11 protein-coding genes are annotated in these 17,338 nt (G+C 57.1%); 1 reads left to right on the top strand and 10 read right to left on the bottom strand.

Translation table 11 applies throughout. From position 1 onward, the window contains the following. Positions 1-8: 8 nt before the first annotated feature. The 7 genes from leuA to putA all read right to left on the bottom strand — a co-directional run bounded on the left by leuA (position 9) and on the right by putA (position 12,073). Positions 9-1,712, bottom strand: a complete 1,704-nt coding sequence (leuA, locus tag BLM14_RS03895) for a 2-isopropylmalate synthase (protein ID WP_165788396.1) — start codon at positions 1,710-1,712, stop codon at positions 9-11. 305 nt (positions 1,713-2,017) lie between these two features. After that, positions 2,018-2,965 carry an alpha/beta hydrolase gene (locus tag BLM14_RS03890; RefSeq protein WP_099998174.1) on the bottom strand — a complete coding sequence of 316 codons (948 nt, stop codon included), beginning with the start codon at positions 2,963-2,965 and terminating at the stop codon, positions 2,018-2,020. Positions 2,966-3,261: 296 nt separating this feature from the next. Further along, complete coding sequence (locus tag BLM14_RS03885) at positions 3,262-3,843, bottom strand: NUDIX domain-containing protein (RefSeq protein ID WP_099998173.1); 582 nt, start codon at positions 3,841-3,843, stop codon at positions 3,262-3,264. 29 nt (positions 3,844-3,872) lie between these two features. Beyond that, positions 3,873-4,781: a cation diffusion facilitator family transporter gene (locus BLM14_RS03880; RefSeq protein ID WP_099998172.1), complete on the bottom strand. Its 909-nt coding sequence runs from the start codon at positions 4,779-4,781 to the stop codon at positions 3,873-3,875. A 1-nt stretch (position 4,782) separates the two neighbouring features. Next, positions 4,783-6,966: an anthranilate synthase gene (locus BLM14_RS03875; RefSeq protein WP_418314202.1), complete on the bottom strand. Its 2,184-nt coding sequence runs from the start codon at positions 6,964-6,966 to the stop codon at positions 4,783-4,785. Between the two features lie 232 nt (positions 6,967-7,198). Next, positions 7,199-8,878, bottom strand: a complete 1,680-nt coding sequence (locus BLM14_RS03865; RefSeq protein ID WP_099998170.1) for a formate--tetrahydrofolate ligase — start codon at positions 8,876-8,878, stop codon at positions 7,199-7,201. A 102-nt stretch (positions 8,879-8,980) separates the two neighbouring features. Continuing rightward, complete coding sequence (putA, locus tag BLM14_RS03860; protein ID WP_099998169.1) at positions 8,981-12,073, bottom strand: bifunctional proline dehydrogenase/L-glutamate gamma-semialdehyde dehydrogenase PutA; 3,093 nt, start codon at positions 12,071-12,073, stop codon at positions 8,981-8,983. Positions 12,074-12,183: 110 nt separating this feature from the next. Between putA and BLM14_RS03855 the strand changes: the two genes are divergently transcribed. Further along, positions 12,184-12,645: an Lrp/AsnC ligand binding domain-containing protein gene (locus BLM14_RS03855; protein ID WP_100001023.1), complete on the top strand. Its 462-nt coding sequence runs from the start codon at positions 12,184-12,186 to the stop codon at positions 12,643-12,645. A 348-nt stretch (positions 12,646-12,993) separates the two neighbouring features. Here the strand turns inward: BLM14_RS03855 and BLM14_RS03845 are convergent, their stop codons facing one another. Genes BLM14_RS03845 through BLM14_RS03835 form a run of 3 tightly spaced genes read right to left on the bottom strand, consistent with a single transcriptional unit; the run spans position 12,994 to position 17,325 of the window. Continuing rightward, entirely contained in the window at positions 12,994-14,118 is a 1,125-nt protein-coding gene (locus tag BLM14_RS03845) for a DUF2333 family protein (RefSeq protein ID WP_099998167.1), read from the bottom strand. A gap of 10 nt (positions 14,119-14,128) precedes the next feature. Next, the gene (locus BLM14_RS03840; RefSeq protein ID WP_099998166.1) at positions 14,129-15,415 is read right to left on the bottom strand and encodes a DUF6638 family protein; all 1,287 of its coding nucleotides are present in this window, start codon (positions 15,413-15,415) and stop codon (positions 14,129-14,131) included. Next, positions 15,415-17,325 carry an AAA family ATPase gene (locus tag BLM14_RS03835; protein ID WP_099998165.1) on the bottom strand — a complete coding sequence of 637 codons (1,911 nt, stop codon included), beginning with the start codon at positions 17,323-17,325 and terminating at the stop codon, positions 15,415-15,417. Before BLM14_RS03835 ends, BLM14_RS03840 begins: the two co-directional genes overlap by 1 nt. Positions 17,326-17,338 lie beyond the last annotated feature (13 nt).

Genomic DNA, 17,338 nt, shown 5'->3' with positions numbered 1-17,338 from the left:
GCCTTTCATCAACTGCCAATAATCCGGTTTGCCGCCGAGACAATGCCTTCAAGCGAAGCAGTCACGATGTTCTTGTTGATACCTGCACCAAAAAGTTTGCCAGTCGGGTGCTCGATTTCCATATAGCTGATGGCTGCTGCATCGGAGCCATGCTGGAGCGAGTGTTCCGAATAATTCACGACCGACAGCCTGATACCGAGATAGTGCGAAAGTGCATCGATGAAACCATCGACCGGCCCGGTCCCCCTGCCTTCGATCCGCTTGGTCTCACCGCGATCCGTGATTTCTGCAGAAAGGATGCGCATACCCTTGTGTTCCGTATCCGGATAGGTGTGGTGATCCACAAATTTCAAGCGGGCACCGGGCTGTTCGACATAGATTTCCTGGAAGCGGTCATAGATGCGCTTGGAGGGCATCTCCTTGCCTTCCACGTCCGTAATCTGCTGGATATCCTCACGGAACTCCACTTGCATGCCACGCGGCAGGTTCAAACCATAATCGGCCTGCAGGATATAGGCGATGCCGCCCTTGCCCGACTGGGAGTTGATGCGGATGATCGCTTCGTAGCTGCGGCCGACATCCTGGGGATCAATCGGCAGATAAGGCACTTCCCACAAAGTCTTGTTCGCCTGCTTGATCGCCTTCATGCCCTTGTTGATCGCATCCTGGTGCGAACCGGAGAAGGCTGTATAAACCAGTTCGCCGACATAGGGGTGGCGCTCCGGGATTATCAGCTGGTTGGAATATTCGTAGACATCTTTCATCCGGTTGATGTCGGAGCAGTCAATTTCCGGATCGACGCCCTGTGTAAACATGTTGAGCGCCAGCGTGACGATGTCGACATTACCGGTTCGCTCGCCATTGCCGAACAAGGTGCCTTCGACACGGTCGGCGCCCGCCATCAGGCCGAGTTCGGTTGCGGCAATGCCCGTTCCCCGATCATTATGCGGATGCAGCGAGATGATCAGATTTTCGCGGTTATCAAGCTGGCGGCACATCCATTCGATGCGGTCCGCATAGATGTTCGGCGTCGACATTTCGACGGTCGAAGGCAAGTTGATGATCAGCTTGTTGTCAGGAGTCGGTTTGACGATCTCCGTCACCGCATTGCAGATCTCCAGTGCCACGTCGAGCTCGGTGCCGGTAAAGCTTTCCGGCGAATATTCGAACCGGTAGCCGCCGCCTGCCTTTGCCGCCATGTCGGTGATCATCTTGGCGGCATCGGTCGCGATGGTTTTGATGCCATGTACGTCCTTGTTGAACACGACACGGCGCTGCAATTCACTGGTGGAATTGTAGAAATGCACGATTGGCTTGTGTGCGCCTTCGAGAGACTCGAACGTGCGGGTGATCAATTCCGGCCGGCACTGCACCAGCACCTGCAGGGAAACGTCCGGGGAGGAATTACCCTCTTCCACACACCAGCGGGCGAAATCGAAATCCGTCTGCGATGCGGACGGAAAACCGATCTCTATTTCCTTGAATCCCATGTCGAGCAACAGTGCAAACATACGCACCTTGCGATCATGGCCCATTGGATCGACCAGTGCCTGATTACCATCGCGCAAGTCGACGGAACACCAGATCGGGGCCTTTTCGATACGCCTGGTTGGCCACTGCCGGTCTTTCAGATCGACAAAGGGATAGGGTTCATATTTCTTGGCTGCGCTGGGCATACCCGCATTTTGTCGAGGGGCGATCATATCGGTCATTTGCTTCTCGCTTCCGGCCTGATGCGCAGCTCTGGCGCTATCGGGGCACTTGTCTAAACGTTACAGTCGTCTTGTAAAGGGATAAGGAGCGATAGCCTGGCGGCGATTTCGACCGCCGGACGCTCCTCTTAACGAGCCCGGCGGTCGCCGATAAGGTCGAGAAGAAGCGGAAGGAGAAGTGCGCGATTCGTCAGGCCCGCAAAAGCGGACTGAGCGAAGGACTGATGTGTCGGGCGCGTTTTCATGGGCCAGACAAATAAACGACTGTCTGGCCGGATGCAAGGGGAATGGTTTCGAAAGGTCCCTTAGTTCTTCTTGAGCTGAGCCGTCGCTCCCGACAGCCATTCGCTGACGACCTTCACATCGTCCTTGCCAAGACCGTGGTCCGATTTGATCGAGCGGGCTTCCACCCGCGCACCATGCGATCTCAACATATCCTCCAGGGCCGGCGCATAGGGCGCATAAAGCTGGTCCGATGCCCCAGAAACAGTCAATACGCGCGCGTTGGCAAGGTTGGCATCGGATACTTCGCTCAAGACCGGCATCGAGCGCAAGAGGACCGCCTGTTTCACCAGATCCGGATAGAGCAGCATCACTGCGTTGACCAGATTGGCACCGTTGGAATAGCCAAGGAACGTCGTGCGGTTCGGATCAATCTTGTATTCCTGGGTAACCTGCTTGAGGAATTCGGCAAATGCCTTTGCTTCGGAACGGATGTCCTTCTGGTCAAAGCTGACTGGTGTGAGCCTGCGGTACCAGCGATTCGAACCATCCTGCACGACACGTCCGCGCACGGCGAACAGCACGGCATTCGGGGCGATCTTTGAGCCAAAGGAAACCAGGCTGGTCTCATCCTGGCCTGAGCCATGCAGCAGAACCATCGTATCGCCATTTGGTGTTTCCGGACGATAGATACGGTATTTGAATGCAAGATCTTCGTGCAGCGATCCTTCGCTCTGCGGAAGAATTTCGCCTTTGATCGCTTTCTTCAAAATACTGGCACTGCCTGTTGCGACGATGTTGATGGGTACGACTTTTGCGGGCACTTGCGAATCCACCTTGCTCTTCTGGGTGCAAGCGTCGGCGCTGTCATTTTTATCAACATCAGGCAGCGGATCAACCGCATCCGACAAAACCTGAGTTTTTGCCGATTGCGGCTTGTCGCAGTCCGCCGTGCTGCGCGCGCTTGCAAGCTGCGCCGCGGTGACGAGAGAAAGGCCTGCAATCAGTGCATAAAAGTACGGTTTACCCATAAGTTAATCCTGGCAGTTAAAGGTTAACTAAGCTTGTAAACAGCCGCGGTCATCCGCTCGGCGCTGCCATGCGTATTGGCGCTCGATCCTCAATATTGGGACTTGATGCGTATCGCCTAATTTATGTCCCCTGACGTACGCCCCCGGCGCCGCATCAATAATGGAGAATTGCATTGCTGGACGATATCTCGCCCCGCGACGCATCTATGTCAACATAATTGTAACGAAATCATGACGCACTGAAACAATCCGTTACAAATTGTTGCAGGACTGCATCGAATCTGGAGGCGCCGCTGTCAGGAAATCAAGCCCTTGAGTTTTATGTGCTGCAACAGCATGACCGTTTTTGCATCGACAATTTGGTGCTGTGCAACCATTGCCAGGGCGTCGTCCAGCGTCATTTCCAGCACTTCGATGTCTTCGCCCTCGCCTTCGTGACCGCCTCCATCGGAAATTCGATCCGATGCATTGTAAACGGCGATGAAAAACACAAGTCGTTCTGTGACACTGCCCGGGCTCATGAAAACGTCGAAGACGCGCTCGATATCGCGCAAACGATAACCGAGTTCCTCTTCGGTCTCCTTGCGTGCAGTCGTTTCCGCATCGTTGTCATCCAGCAGGCCCGCACAGGCTTCGATCAGCATTGGATCATGCCCAGCGACATAGGCCGGGAGGCGGAATTGCCGCGTAAGCAGAACCGTCCCGCGCGTCGGATCGTACGGCAAGACCACCGCCCCGTTGCCACGATCATAGACCTCCCGCGTGTGGGATTCTGTCCGTCCGTCACGGCGGACGAAATCATAACTGTACTTCTTCAGCGTCCCCCAATTATCGGAGAGGAGCTGGACAGATTTCATGCGAACGGGACTATCGCTCATGCGGGAACCTCCGGCAAAGAATGAACTGCTCAGGCAAAAGGAACTGCAACCGTGCCAAGCGGCAATTTTGCTTCGTCCTCGGGTTCAACATGGATGACCACGCTGGCGTCGGGGATCTGTTGCATCAAGGCGTTTTCGATGCGGTCGCAGATGATGTGCGCATCGCCAACGCTCATATTCGCCTCAACCACCAGATGAAACTCAATGAAGGTCATACGGCCGGCAATGCGAGTCTTAAGGTCATGCACTTCCAGCGCTCCGCCGGCATTGGCAGAAATGACGTCACGAATGCGCATAGTTTCCTCGGTGTCAACGCCGACATCCATCAGACCCTGCACCGAGTTGCCGATAACATTCCAGCCTTGCCATAGAATGTTCAGTGCTACCATGACGGCAAGGAGCGGATCCAGGAAGGTCCAGCCGGTTACTACGGCGCCGACCAGGCCAGCGAACACGCCGACGGACGTCACGACATCGGTCATAATGTGCTTGCCGTCGGCTTGCATGGCCGGAGACCGGTGCTTTCGCCCGCGATTGATGAGCAGCGATGCCCAGAACGCATTGATGACTGTTGCTCCGCCATTGATTGCAAGACCGAGCCAGGGCTGGTCCAGTGTCTTCGGCGTCTCCCAGGCAAGCCAGACTTCGCGCAGGATCAACAGTGCGGCCACGACAATCAGCACACCTTCGAGCACCGCCGAGAAATACTCGGCCTTGTGGTGCCCGTAAGGATGATTCCGGTCGGCGGGCTTGTAACTGACACGGATCGCCCACCAGGCTGCAAGAGCCGCCACGACATTGACGATCGACTCGAGCGCGTCCGAATAAAGCGCGACGGAACCGGTGACGTAGTAGGCACCATATTTCAGGGCAAGCACGGTCATTCCGATGAAAATCGACCAGAACGCCAGCCGCTGAACAGTGGTGTCTTCACTCATGCTAGGCTGCTCGTTCCTTGGCGCGTCGTGGCAGATGGGCCACGACGTTTTCGATCATGCGCATACCAGCATTGTGACCGAGTGTCATGATCGATTCCGGATGGAACTGAACTGCGGCGATTGGCTCGCTCTTGTGTTCGAAGGCCATGATGACACCATCCTCGGTCTCTGCAGTCACGATGAACTCGTCCGGCAACCTAACCGGATCGGCAAAGATCGAATGATAACGGCCGACTGTCACTTCCTTCGGCAGGCCGGAAAAGATCTTGCCCTGCTTGGTGATCCGGATACGCGAAGGCTTGCCATGCATTGGCACATGCAACTGGCGCAACGTTCCGCCATAGGCTTCCGCCAGTGCCTGCAAACCGAGACAAACGCCGAAGATCGGCAGCTCGCGCTTGCGTGCTTTCTTGATCGTTGCCTTGCAGTCGAAATCCTCCGGCGTGCCGGGTCCGGGTGAAAGCACGACGAGATCCGGCTTGATACGGTCGAAGACTTCCTCAGCGACCGGCGTACGGACGGTAGTGACCGTCGCGCCGGTCTGGCGGAAATAATTTGCCAGCGTGTGGACAAAGGAATCTTCATGATCGACAAGAAGGATCGATAGCCCCTCCCCGACACGCGCCACGGCGCGTTCTTCAGGAAGGATATTGCTCTTGTGTGCCTCCCGGACGGCAGCGATCATCGCCGAAGCCTTAAGTTCGGTCTCTGCTTCTTCCTCTTCAGGCACTGAATCAAACAGCAGAGTCGCACCGGCACGGACCTGCGCGATGCCATCCTTGATGCGGATGGTGCGCAGCGTCAGACCCGTATTCATGTCGCCGTTGAAGTTGACCATGCCGATCGCACCGCCATACCAGGCGCGCGGGCTCCGCTCATTCTCTTCGATGAAGCGCATGGCCCAAAGCTTCGGTGCACCGGTCACCGTCACAGCCCAAGCATGCGACAGGAAGCCATCGAAGGCATCCATGTCTTCGCGCAACCGTCCTTCAATATGGTCGACGGTATGGATCAGGCGCGAATACATCTCAATCTGGCGGCGACCGATCACCCGGACGGAACCCGGCTCGCAGACGCGGCTTTTATCGTTGCGGTCGACGTCCGAGCACATGGTGAGCTCGGATTCGTCCTTTTTCGAGTTCAGAAGCTTGATGATCTGCTCGCTATCGGCAATCGCATCCTCGCCACGCTTGATCGTTCCCGAAATCGGACAGGTCTCGATGCGACGCCCGACCACGCGCACGAACATTTCCGGCGAGGCGCCGACCAGATATTCATTGTCGCCGAGGTTGATGTAGAACGAATAGGGCGACGGATTGATGGCCTTCAACCGGCGCGAAATCACCGACGGTTTGGTTTCACAGCGCTCATAAAAGGTCTGCCCCGGCACGACTTCGAAAAGGTCGCCGCGCTTGAAGCTGTCTTTTGCCTTCTTCACGAGCTCCGCATAGTCACCAGGATTGTGATCGCCGCGGCCCGGTATGATATCTGTCGATTTGAACGGCTTCGTCGCCGTATCGCGCGGCAGGCTTTCGGTCGAAGCACCTTCGAAGGCATATTCGTAGCGGTCGAGCCATGCCTTGGCAGCGTGGTGGTCGACGACAAGGATTTCATCGGGCAGATAGAGGACGATATCGCGCTGATCGTCCGGTCGCTTCAGCTTGTATTGAATCGGATCGAACTGGAATGCCAGGTCATAGCCGAATGCGCCGTAAAGACCGAGATTGGCATCATCTTCCGTGAAGAACAGAGCAACGATAGCGCGCAGGACCGTAAAGACAGATGGAACGCGCGAGCGCTCTTCTTCCGTAAAAGGGCGGCTCGGCAGCGCAATCTCGAGTTCGAGCTTGGTTGCGCTCGCCGTGGCGATGAAGACTTCCTCAAGCGCTATCATGGCTTGCCTGATCGGCGTAAGCAGGATTTCGCCGCGCTGGTTCAGCGCTTCGATGGTCATGTGGCGGCCATTGGAGGTGATAACGACTGGCGGGTCGACGATTGCCGTATCCCATCGCGTATAGCGGCCCGGATACTCGTAATTGGACGAGAAAACCGCGCCGCGCCGCTCGTCGAGCGCATCCACGTAACTGTCGATCGCACTGGCATAAGCTGTAGCAATACGTGACCGGGAAATCGTGACACCGCCTGCGGTGTCGAATATCTCCACGTCGCCCTCAATTCTATGCATCGTCATCTCCACTCTTTGCATCTGGCCTTGGGGGCTTCTGGCGGTCAAACAAAAAGGCCGCCCGGAAAACCCGTCGCGGCCCTGTTCCCTTTACGTGCATGCAAAAGGCTGCGTGGCCGCTATCAGCGAGCCCACCACCAGCCATTTGAAAGAATGCGCGTGTTCATGGCGGTGATTGTTAGCGGCATGCGACGCCGCTTGCAACAGCAAAAATCATGCTTCGCTCCAACGCTCAAAACAATCCCTCGATCACCCCATCGCCATTCAAATGAATTCGCTCGGCCGAAGGTGACTTTGGCAAGCCAGGCATGGTCATGATCTCACCGCAGATCGCAACGATGAACCCGGCGCCCGCAGACAAGCGCACTTCGCGGACATGGACGACGTGGTTGACGGGAGCGCCGCGCAGATTGGGGTTCGTCGAGAATGAATACTGGGTCTTTGCCATGCACACTGGAAGGTTGCCATATCCCGCCTCTTCCCACTGCCGCAACTGTTCACGCACGCTCGCATCGGCATCGGCTTCGGCGCCGCGATAGATGCGCTTGACGATAGTCTCAATCTTGTCGAACAGCGAAAGTTCATCCTCATAGAGCGGCGAAAACTGCGCGGAACCACTTTCGGCCAAGGCGACAACCTTATGCGCCAGCTCTTCAATTCCAGCAGAGCCCTGCGCCCAGTGTTTGCAAAGTATGGCCTCAGTGCCGTGGGCCGCGACGAAAGCCTTCACCGTTGCGATCTCCGCTTCCGTATCGGCAGTGAAGTGGTTGATCGCGACGACGACTGGCACGCCAAACTGCCTGACATTCTCCATATGGCGTCCGAGATTGGCACAGCCGGCCTTGATGGCGGCGATGTTTTCCCGGCCCAGATCTTCCTTTGCCACGCCGCCATGCATCTTCATGGCGCGCACCGTCGCGACGATCACGGCAGCCGCCGGTTTCAGCCCCGCCTTGCGGCATTTGATGTCGAAGAATTTCTCCGCGCCGAGATCGGCGCCGAAACCGGCCTCCGTCACCACATAATCGGCAAGTTTCAGCGCGGTCGTCGTGGCCACCACGGAGTTGCAGCCATGCGCAATATTGGCAAAGGGGCCACCGTGGACGAAGGCCGGGTTGTTTTCCAGCGTCTGTACCAGATTGGGCTGCATCGCATCCTTGAGCAGCACTGCCATTGCCTTGTCCGCCTTCAGGTCGCGGGCATAAACGGGCGTCTTGTTGAAGCGATAGCCGATGATGATTTCGCCCAGCCGCTGCTCCAGATCGCTGAGATCCGTGGCCAGGCAGAGGATCGCCATCACTTCGGAGGCAACCGTGATGTCGAAGCCCGATTCCCGTGGGAACCCGTTGGCGACACCGCCAAGCGACGAGGCGATATCGCGCAAGGCACGGTCGTTCATGTCCATGACCCGCCGCCAGGTGATCCGGCGCGTGTCGAGATTAAGCTCATTGCCCCAATAGACATGGTTGTCGATCATCGCCGCGAGCAGATTATGCGCAGCGGTGACCGCATGAAAATCGCCGGTGAAATGCAGGTTGATGTCTTCCATCGGGATCACTTGAGCATAACCGCCACCAGCGGCGCCACCCTTCGTGCCGAAACAGGGACCGAGCGACGCTTCTCGAATACACACGATTGCCTTCTTGCCGATGCGGTTGAGCCCGTCGCCAAGTCCGACAGTCGTGGTGGTCTTGCCCTCGCCGGCCGGTGTCGGACTGACGGCCGTCACCAGGATGAGCTTGCCATCCTTGCCGCCCTGTTTCGAGCGAATGAATTCCGCCGAAATCTTGGCCTTATCATATCCATAGGGAGCCAGGTGCTCAGGTGGTATGCCGATCTTTGCACCGATCTCGAGCACCGGCTTTTTCGCCGCAGAGCGCGCAATCTCAATATCGGATTTGACGATAGCCATCGACAGTCCCCCCATATCGGAAATACGTCAAATAGCATTCTACAAGCGAAATGGGGATAGCCCGAACTGACTATCCCCATTTGCAGCGCAATCCAGCGACGTTTATTCGCCCATTGCAATAAGGCTCGCGTTTCCACCGGCCGCAGCTGTGTTGACGGAAACCACCTGTTCCAGCGCAAAGCGTGCCAGGTAAGCCGGACCGCCAGCCTTTGGCCCGGTACCTGAAAGACCGGAACCGCCGAAGGGCTGTGTACCGACGACTGCGCCGATTGTATTGCGGTTGACATAGACATTGCCGATATCGAGACGGTCGATGACCTTTGTTACCGTTGACTCGATGCGCGTATGCAGGCCGAAGGTCAGGCCGTATCCCGTCGAGGCAATCTGGTCGAGCACCTTGTCGAGGTCCTTTGCCTTCCAGCGCACGACATGCAACACGGGACCGAATACCTCGCGTTCCAGTGCATCCGGCCGGTTAAGCTCCACAATATGCGGTGCGAAGAACATGCCTTCCTTGGGTGCATCGCCCGCATAGCGCACCTTCTGGCTCTTGCGCATCGCCGCGATGTGGTTCGAGAGCATGTCGCGCTGTGCCTCATCGATGATCGGTCCGACATCGGTCGATGGCAGTGACGGATCACCAAGGGTGAGTTCCTTTGCTGCTCCCTCGATCATTTCGAGCATGTTGTCGGCGATATCTTCCTGCAGATAGAGAATGCGCAGTGCCGAACAGCGTTGTCCTGCCGAACGGAATGCTGACATGACCACGTCATCTGCGACCTGCTCGGACAACGCCGTTGCATCGACGATCATCGCATTCAAACCGCCGGTCTCGGCGATCAGCGGAACGATCGGTCCTTTCTTCGCAGCCAATGCCCGGTTGATAGCCCAGGCCGTGTCGGTCGAGCCCGTAAAGGCAACGCCGGCAATCTCCGCATGAGAGGTCAATGCTGCGCCAACAGAGCCATCGCCGGGTACATAGAGCACGGCGTCCTTCGGCACACCGGCTTCATGCAGGATGCGAATGGCCTCGTAAGCAATGAGCGGCGTCTGTTCCGCGGGCTTGGCAACGACCGTGTTACCCGCAGCCAGTGCTGCCGTAACCTGCCCCAGGAAAATCGCCAGAGGGAAATTCCACGGGCTGATGCACACGAAGGCACCCCGGCCGCGATGCCGAAGCTTGTTGTCTTCACCCGTCGGTCCCGGCATGATCTTGTCGGTTCCAAACTGCCGACGTGCCTCGGCAGCATAATAGCGGCAGAAATCAACGGCTTCGCGAATTTCGGCGATACCGTCATCGATCGTCTTGCCCGCCTCGCGCGACAGGAGATCCAGAAGCTGATTGCGATTGTCTTCCAGCAGATCAGCCGCCTTCTCCAGCGCCTTCGCCCGTGTTTCCACCGGCACGCGGGACCACGAGGCGAAACCTTTGCGGGCAATGCCGACAGCCTTCGCAGCTTCATCGGCAGTGGCAAAGACAACAGTACCAACGGTCGAGCCGTTTACTGGCGAAATGACATTCTGGGCTTTGCCGTGAGCCTTCACGCCGTCGATCAATGGGACTGCATTGACGCTGCGCGATGCCTTGGCGATACCGCCGAGAAGTGCCGCCAGTTCCTTGCGGTCGCCAAGCTCGATACCGGAGGAATTGGTGCGCTTGCCATAGAGCTTGGAGGGCAGCGGAATATGCGGATGCCGATAACCCTTGCCGTCATTCAGCTTCTCGGCCGGACGGATCAGCAGATCGGCAATCGGTATTCCATTGTCGCCTACAACGGAGACGAACGAGGAATTCGCGCCGTTTTCGAGAAGGCGCCGTACCAGATAGGCCAGAAGATCACGATACCCACCGACCGGCGCGTAAATCCGGCAAGCGATCTTGTCGTTCTTCTCGGTGATCTGCTTGTACAGGCTTTCCCCCATGCCGTGTAGCCGCTGGAACTCGAAGCCGGTCTTGTCGGCGCCTGCCATTTCCAGGATCATCGCGACTGTCAGCGCATTATGCGTTGCAAACTGCGGGAAAATACGCGGACGGGCATCGAGCATGCGCTTGGCGCAGGCAAGATAGGATGCATCCGTCGCCGGCTTGCGCGTGAAAACCGGATAATCGGGAAGTCCACGCTCCTGCGCCCGCTTCACTTCAGTATCCCAATAGGCACCCTTGACCAGACGAACCATCATCTTGCGGTTGTGGCGCGCGGCCAGCCGGTCGATATGATCAATCACATCGAGAGCGCGCTTCTGGTAGGCCTGAATGGCAAGGCCGAACCCATCCCAGCCGTCGAGCGAGGGATCACCGAAGACGCGATCGATCACGTCCAGCGACAGTTCCAGCCTGTCAGCCTCTTCGGCATCGACGGTGAAGTTGAGATCGTAGGATTTGGCCTTTTGCGCCAGTGCCAGGAGATCGGGCACCAGTTCGGCCATGACCTGATCGTGATGCGTGGCGAGATAGCGCGGATGCAGGGCCGAGAGCTTCACCGAAATGCCCATGCGATCCGGCAGCTTCTTGTTGCCGGTGGCACGGCCGATGGCGTCGATAGCGTCCGCATAGGACTTGAAGTAACCGCGTGCGTCCTTGCGGGTGCGGGCGCCCTCGCCCAGCATGTCGAAAGAATGGCGGTATCCCTTGGCCTCATTGGCGCTGGCGCGCTTGAGCGCATCCTTGATCGTTTCACCGAGTACAAAGTGATGACCAAGATAGCGCATCGCCTGCTTGGTGGCGGTGCGCACGGTCGGAAGGCCGATACGCTTCACCAGCGAGGAAATCACGCCTTCCGGCGTTTCACCCGGCTTGATGACTTTCGCCGATAGACCAAGCGCCCAGGCGGAGGCCGACACGAACCAGGTATCGCCGCTCGGCTCGTGCTCGGACCAGTGGCCTTGCTTCAGCTTGTCCTCGATCAGCTTGTCCTGCGTTGCGGCATCCGGCACGCGCAGCAGCGCTTCTGCCAGAACCATCAGTGCCAGGCCCTCGCGGGTCGACAGCCCATATTCGCGCAGGAAATCCTCGACGCCGCCAATGCCGCTCGCTTCCTTGCGTATGGTCGCAATATACTTGCCGGCGCGCGCATCGATGCGGCGGTTCACATCCTCCGGAAGGGCGATCGTCTTCAGCAGCGATGCGACCAATTGCTGGTCATCCACAGCATAGGGTGCGGAAAAATCATTGGTTGTCGGCAATTGAACGGTCATCAGGCTTCCCCTTATTGATTTTTCCCATATAATCTATTCCACTTGGTTCTTCTCACCAATGAATGTGGGAGAATTGGCGCAAAAAACTAAAAATGGGGATCAATTTAGTGATGAAGAATCTGGACAGTCTCGATCGCAGGATTTTGCGCGAGCTGCAGAAGGACGGACGCCTATCCAACACCGAGTTGTCCGAGCGTATCAACCTGTCGCAAACAGCGACGACCGAACGGGTCAAGCGCCTGACCCGTGACGGCTATATCCTTGGATACACGGCAAAATTGTCGCCCAAAAAGCTTGATCGCGCAATGCTTGTATTCGTCGAGATCAAGCTTGACCGGACGACGCCCGATGTCTTTGCGACCTTCGCGGCCGCAACGCGCCGAAATCCCGACGTGATGGAGTGCCATATGGTCGCTGGCGGCTTCGATTATCTCATCAAGGCCCGCGTCGCCGATATGGAGCACTACCGGCGTTTCCTCTCGGACGCTCTGCTCTCCCTGCCGGGTGTCCGTGAAACCCACACCTATGCGGTGATGGAAGAGGTCAAGGAATCCTCCGCCTTACCGGTTTGATTTGAACCAACTCACAACTGATTGCACCATTTGATACAACTGCAGATTCGTTGTCGAGCCTGACAATTCCCGCCATGAATGAGCTGTCTGAAAGCTGAAGCAGCAATACCGGGCCAGCGGTATATCGGGAAGATTGGCTATCCCGACTGGGGCAACAGCCTTGCCCTTTTGGATTTGGAGGTAAAACTCGTGTCGAAACGACCAATGAGTATTACCCTGGTTGTGAAAAGGATCCGGAATCGCTGGCAAGTGATTCTCCGGATCCAATTCAACTAATCAGGAAAAGGGGCGCGCGAAAGCTCGCCCCTGCTCCAAGCTTGAATATAGCACTCTCCGCACCCAAGTCCACTACTGCTGCAGCACCTGCTTGATGTCGATCAGGTTCGATCGCACCCGCAGAATATAGAATCCCATGGTGGTCAAATGGTTCGGCAACAGCCAACCGCTTTCCTTGCCATTGGCGATGATCCACGGCTTGATATTCAGTGCGGCGCGAAGCTGGCCGTCCATGCCGTCCCAAAGCGGCGTCAGATGCTTTTCCTGCAAGACCTGGTTGAAATCGACCTGCGCCGCATTCATGAGACCGTAATAGGCATAGAGCTGACCATAGGCGAACCAGAACCGGTCATCGGCGCGGGTATCGAACCAGCCATAATTATTGTTCTCGGAGCGATCCTTCAAAATGGCCGAAGTCGCGCCGATATCATTGGCAATACGGTCGATGAATTGGATGAGATTGTCGGCACGCGCATCGAAGATGGCGTTGCAGGTTTCCAGCTTGGAATTGAACGTCCGCAAATCCCTGACAGCCGAGCGGTAATAGCTCGGCGTCGGCGTCTTCGGGCCGAACGGGTTGAGACCGAAATACCAGGCGTCCTCGGTGAACTGCAGATTGCCGCGTGCCTTCTGCAGGTCGCCATCGATTTGCGACGTGCCGCGAACGCGCCCGAGCGTATCGACGAGCTCAACCGCCGTGCGCCGTACCGCGGAATTGATGCCGCGCTGGAACGACGCCTTGTTGTCGAGGAAGGGCGTGTTATCCCAATCGACTCCGAAGAAGCCGAGCTTGTAGAGCAGCATGGAGGAAATCCAGCCATTCTGGTTAACATTGAAATCGGTCAGATCCGCCGTGACCTCGACAATGGCCGACCGGGCACAGCTTTTCGCCGGCGTCCCGGCCGCCGCTGCGGCGACAGGCTCGCCCGCGGGGACATTGCGGTTTTTGAAATCATAAACTGAAATATAATCAGGATTGAAGTTGGTCCACGCCTGAGTGTTGTAGAAGAAATAGCCATAAAGGCCGAGCCAGACGATCGCCACGAGGCCGAGAACGGCCTTGAGGATGATGCCACGCTGTCCATACCAGCTTCCGAGCCAAAGGAACGGCCAGAGAATGATGCCGACCAGAAAGCCGATACCGCGTCCAATGAAATAGAAAATCCGGCTGAAGAAATTGATCACGGGCTCGAGCATACTGTATCCTTCACTGTTCAAGTCCATAGAGCCGCTTTCGCAGCCCTTCCTTGTCTTTCAGATAGGTTGTTTTGAGAATATCGACAACGTGCCGCTGATAGGAAGGGCTCCAACCCTGATAGTCCGCATAGAATCCAGCCTTGTTGAAGACGTAGCGAGACAAGAAATCCCACGGCACGAAATCGCTGATCAGATGGTTGACCAGCCAGGCATCCGGATGGCGGGGTAGCGCGCGGACAACCAGGAACCGGCGCTTCGGATCGATCTCGGTCATGTTGAGCTGGCCGGTCTGGCCGATTTCGCGTTTCACCGCATTGAGGAATGGCCAGGTGCCATCATGATTGATCAGGCTGGCATTGGCGTGAATCCATGTCTGCAGCCAGATGCGGTCGATATTGGTCAGGTCCCGATCCGGCTCCAGCGTCTGGATCAGGTGCCGGATGATCATCTCGCCGCGATTCTCCAGATAGCCGGATTGCTCGATCCATGAGGCGCGCGGCAATTCGATGCGCGAGGTTGTGCTCAGAAACTGGAAGACCTGTTCGGCGTCCAGAATAGAAATGTAATTGACCTGCCAGGGGCGCGAGCGGCGGAATCCCGGCGCTGACGGGTCACCAATGACCGTGGTCGTGTTATCATCAACGAAGATGTACGTGCCGCCAAAATGGCTGGTCCAAAACGCGCGGTGCCGGAACAGCACCTTGTCCGGCACCAGCGAATTCTCGCGGATATCGCCGGTGACCTTGGCGAGTTCGACCATGCGGTTCAAGAGTTCATTGTTGCGCCACGCATCCGGCTCATCCTGTAGCCGGTCGACCAGCAGTCGCAGTTCAGCGGCCTGCCCCATGACGTTCTCAGCCGACAGGACCCGGAATTCCACCTGGTTGATCGACAGCAAATCCTCGATATCGTTGACGACCGAGACGGAATCCTCGATCTCGCCGTAAAGTACATCCTTGATCGTCAGCGCATTGATCGCACGGGAGTTGCTGGTAAAAAACTCATACATCAACTGCGATGTGTTGGAGAACTGCGTGTGAACGACCGGCAGGTCCGCCTGCGCCGGGGTCAGGATGATGAACCGCCGGTTGACGCCATTTGGATCGAGATAGGACGGGTCTTTCAGCTCCTTGGCGATTTCCGGCGAAAAGCCGGTCCGGTCAATGTCGAATTTCTTGAGCTTGGTCGCAGGAAACCCGAAGGATTTCAGCGCGCGGTTGTAGCGCTCGATCAGATGCGGCTGGTCGACCGTCAGCAAGCGCCCGTAGATGAGCTCGTTTTCGTAGAGAAGGTCCATCAGGCGTCCCACTGTCCCTTGGCTTTCAGCGCCTCTACTTCCCGTACCGCCCGTTCGCGCAGTCTCGCATCGCGGACCATCTTGTCCACGGCGGCATCATCGGATTTGTCGGCGTAGCGGAATTCCGAATCCGCATAGCGATTGGTCTCCTGCAGCACCATTTCCATTGTGAACGGCTTGCGCAATTCCTCGATCATCGCCTTCTTGTCATCATAGCTCCTGTGCATGAAGCTTTCGGGCTTTTCGAACCATTCGTCCGGCAATTCGACATCCATCGCCCGCATCTTGATCGCGTCGGTGACATTCTTGATGGCCCGGCCAGTGAAGCGCGGCTCGCGTTCCTTGATCATGTGGAGATAGGTACCGACATCGGACAATGTTTCCGGCTCGCCATTTTCCTTAATGAAACGGTCATAGACCGCTCTTAGCCCATCTTCCTGCGGCTTCGACAATTCGTCATAGGCGGTCTCCACTGCCCGCTCAATCTGCTGGGCTTCGAAGAGCTTGTGATCGCCGAGCGGGATCTCGTGGTTCTTTCCCGCCAGCAGCGCGAAGATGTCGATATAGTCGTCGCGCGTCTGCGGGCCATTCACCAGCCAGCGCGCGCCAGCGCGCTGGCGCAATGCGTCATCGACATTTTCCGGATAGTTGGAAAACATCCCGAACGAGCAATTGCCGCGCACGACAGTCGATGCGCCGGAAAAGGCTTCCATCAGTACGCCAGTGATTTCATGCTGGCCTGACGAAGCACGGTCATCTGAGCGCTTGGCCGCCACCTGGTCTATATCGTCGATCGTGCCAAAGCCGATCACACGCGGGTTCAGTACATTGGTCACGAACTGTTTGCAGTTCTGTCCGGATTTGCCCTGGTAGGACGAAATCTGGTCGACGCCGAAATTCTCGTAGTGGAAAGTATAGCCCGCCACCTGGCAATAATCGTTGACGAGACCGGCAATCATCTGGATCAGCGTGGTTTTGCCGGTGCCGGGCGCACCATCGCCGATAAAGGTGAAGAGGAAGCCGCCGAGTTCGACAAACGGATTGAGCTGCCGGTCGAAATCATAAGCCATCAGCATCTTGGAAAGCTTCAGCGCCTGAAACTTGGCGATGTGATTGCCGACAACCTCATTGGGCTTCTTGAAGGTCATCACCAGTGGCGTGCGCTTCTTCGATGGCGCCACGTCGAATCCGTCAAGCGTGAAATCATCGCTGTCGAGGCGCAGATGCATATCCTCGAAACTGCCAAGCCCGTCGAAACGGCCCTTGCGCTGGAGCAGCCCATCGATAGCCAACGCAGAAAAGGCTTTGGCGCGTGACAGCATAACCTGTTCGTCACTCGCACCGGAAATCGCACGGTCCAGACCGCCAATCACCGATTTCAGCGCATCCTGCGCCGTGTCGAAGGCGAACTCCGGTGCCAGAATGTCATTGGCTGGCTCGGAATCCGACTCGATCAGTTGCGCGAGATGGGCCGAAAGAGCGAAGGCGGCGACATATGAAGCCGCGGAAAGAAGCCGCTTGAAATGGCTGGCGTCCTCGCCTTGCAGCGGGGCGGAAGCATTGCGGGCCATCAGGCTTTCGAGATCGCTCTGCCGCCCGAAGACATCGGCGACCGCCAGTGCAATCGCCACCCCGCGCCGCGCCCGATACAGCAATGTGTGCTGCGCAATGGACAGCATCTGATCGTCGAGCCGCACGGATTGGATTGTCTTCGCAAGCTCGACCTCGCGTGTCTTGCGCAACCCGCCGGTGGAGACAGTTGGAACAAAACGCCTGCCTGTCCCTGCAATTTCTGTCCCGGGCTTGGCATCGCCGCTATCCAGGGAAACGAAGCGCGTGACCATTGCTTGTGCCACGGCAAGGTGCTTGGCGATGTCTTTTTCTTCAATTGTTGTAAGGCCGACATCCATGGTCATCTCTCCC

Source organism: Phyllobacterium zundukense, assembly GCF_002764115.1.
In the GTDB taxonomy this organism is placed as follows: domain Bacteria; phylum Pseudomonadota; class Alphaproteobacteria; order Rhizobiales; family Rhizobiaceae; genus Phyllobacterium; species Phyllobacterium zundukense.
Note: the sequence above shows the minus strand (reverse complement) of the source record. Positions and strands in the feature narration are given on the sequence as shown.

Coding starts and splice junctions, on each gene's coding strand:
- BLM14_RS03885 (WP_099998173.1), bottom strand. CDS start 3,843: ATGAGCGATAGTCCCGTTCGCATGAAATCTGTCCAGCTCCTCTCCGAT.
- BLM14_RS03880 (WP_099998172.1), bottom strand. CDS start 4,781: ATGAGTGAAGACACCACTGTTCAGCGGCTGGCGTTCTGGTCGATTTTC.
- putA (WP_099998169.1), bottom strand. CDS start 12,073: ATGACCGTTCAATTGCCGACAACCAATGATTTTTCCGCACCCTATGCT.
- BLM14_RS03855 (WP_100001023.1), top strand. CDS start 12,184: ATGAAGAATCTGGACAGTCTCGATCGCAGGATTTTGCGCGAGCTGCAG.
- leuA (WP_165788396.1), bottom strand. CDS start 1,712: ATGACCGATATGATCGCCCCTCGACAAAATGCGGGTATGCCCAGCGCA.
- BLM14_RS03840 (WP_099998166.1), bottom strand. CDS start 15,415: ATGGACCTTCTCTACGAAAACGAGCTCATCTACGGGCGCTTGCTGACG.
- BLM14_RS03835 (WP_099998165.1), bottom strand. CDS start 17,325: ATGGATGTCGGCCTTACAACAATTGAAGAAAAAGACATCGCCAAGCAC.
- BLM14_RS03890 (WP_099998174.1), bottom strand. CDS start 2,965: ATGGGTAAACCGTACTTTTATGCACTGATTGCAGGCCTTTCTCTCGTC.
- BLM14_RS03875 (WP_418314202.1), bottom strand. CDS start 6,966: ATGCATAGAATTGAGGGCGACGTGGAGATATTCGACACCGCAGGCGGT.
- BLM14_RS03865 (WP_099998170.1), bottom strand. CDS start 8,878: ATGGCTATCGTCAAATCCGATATTGAGATTGCGCGCTCTGCGGCGAAA.
- BLM14_RS03845 (WP_099998167.1), bottom strand. CDS start 14,118: ATGCTCGAGCCCGTGATCAATTTCTTCAGCCGGATTTTCTATTTCATT.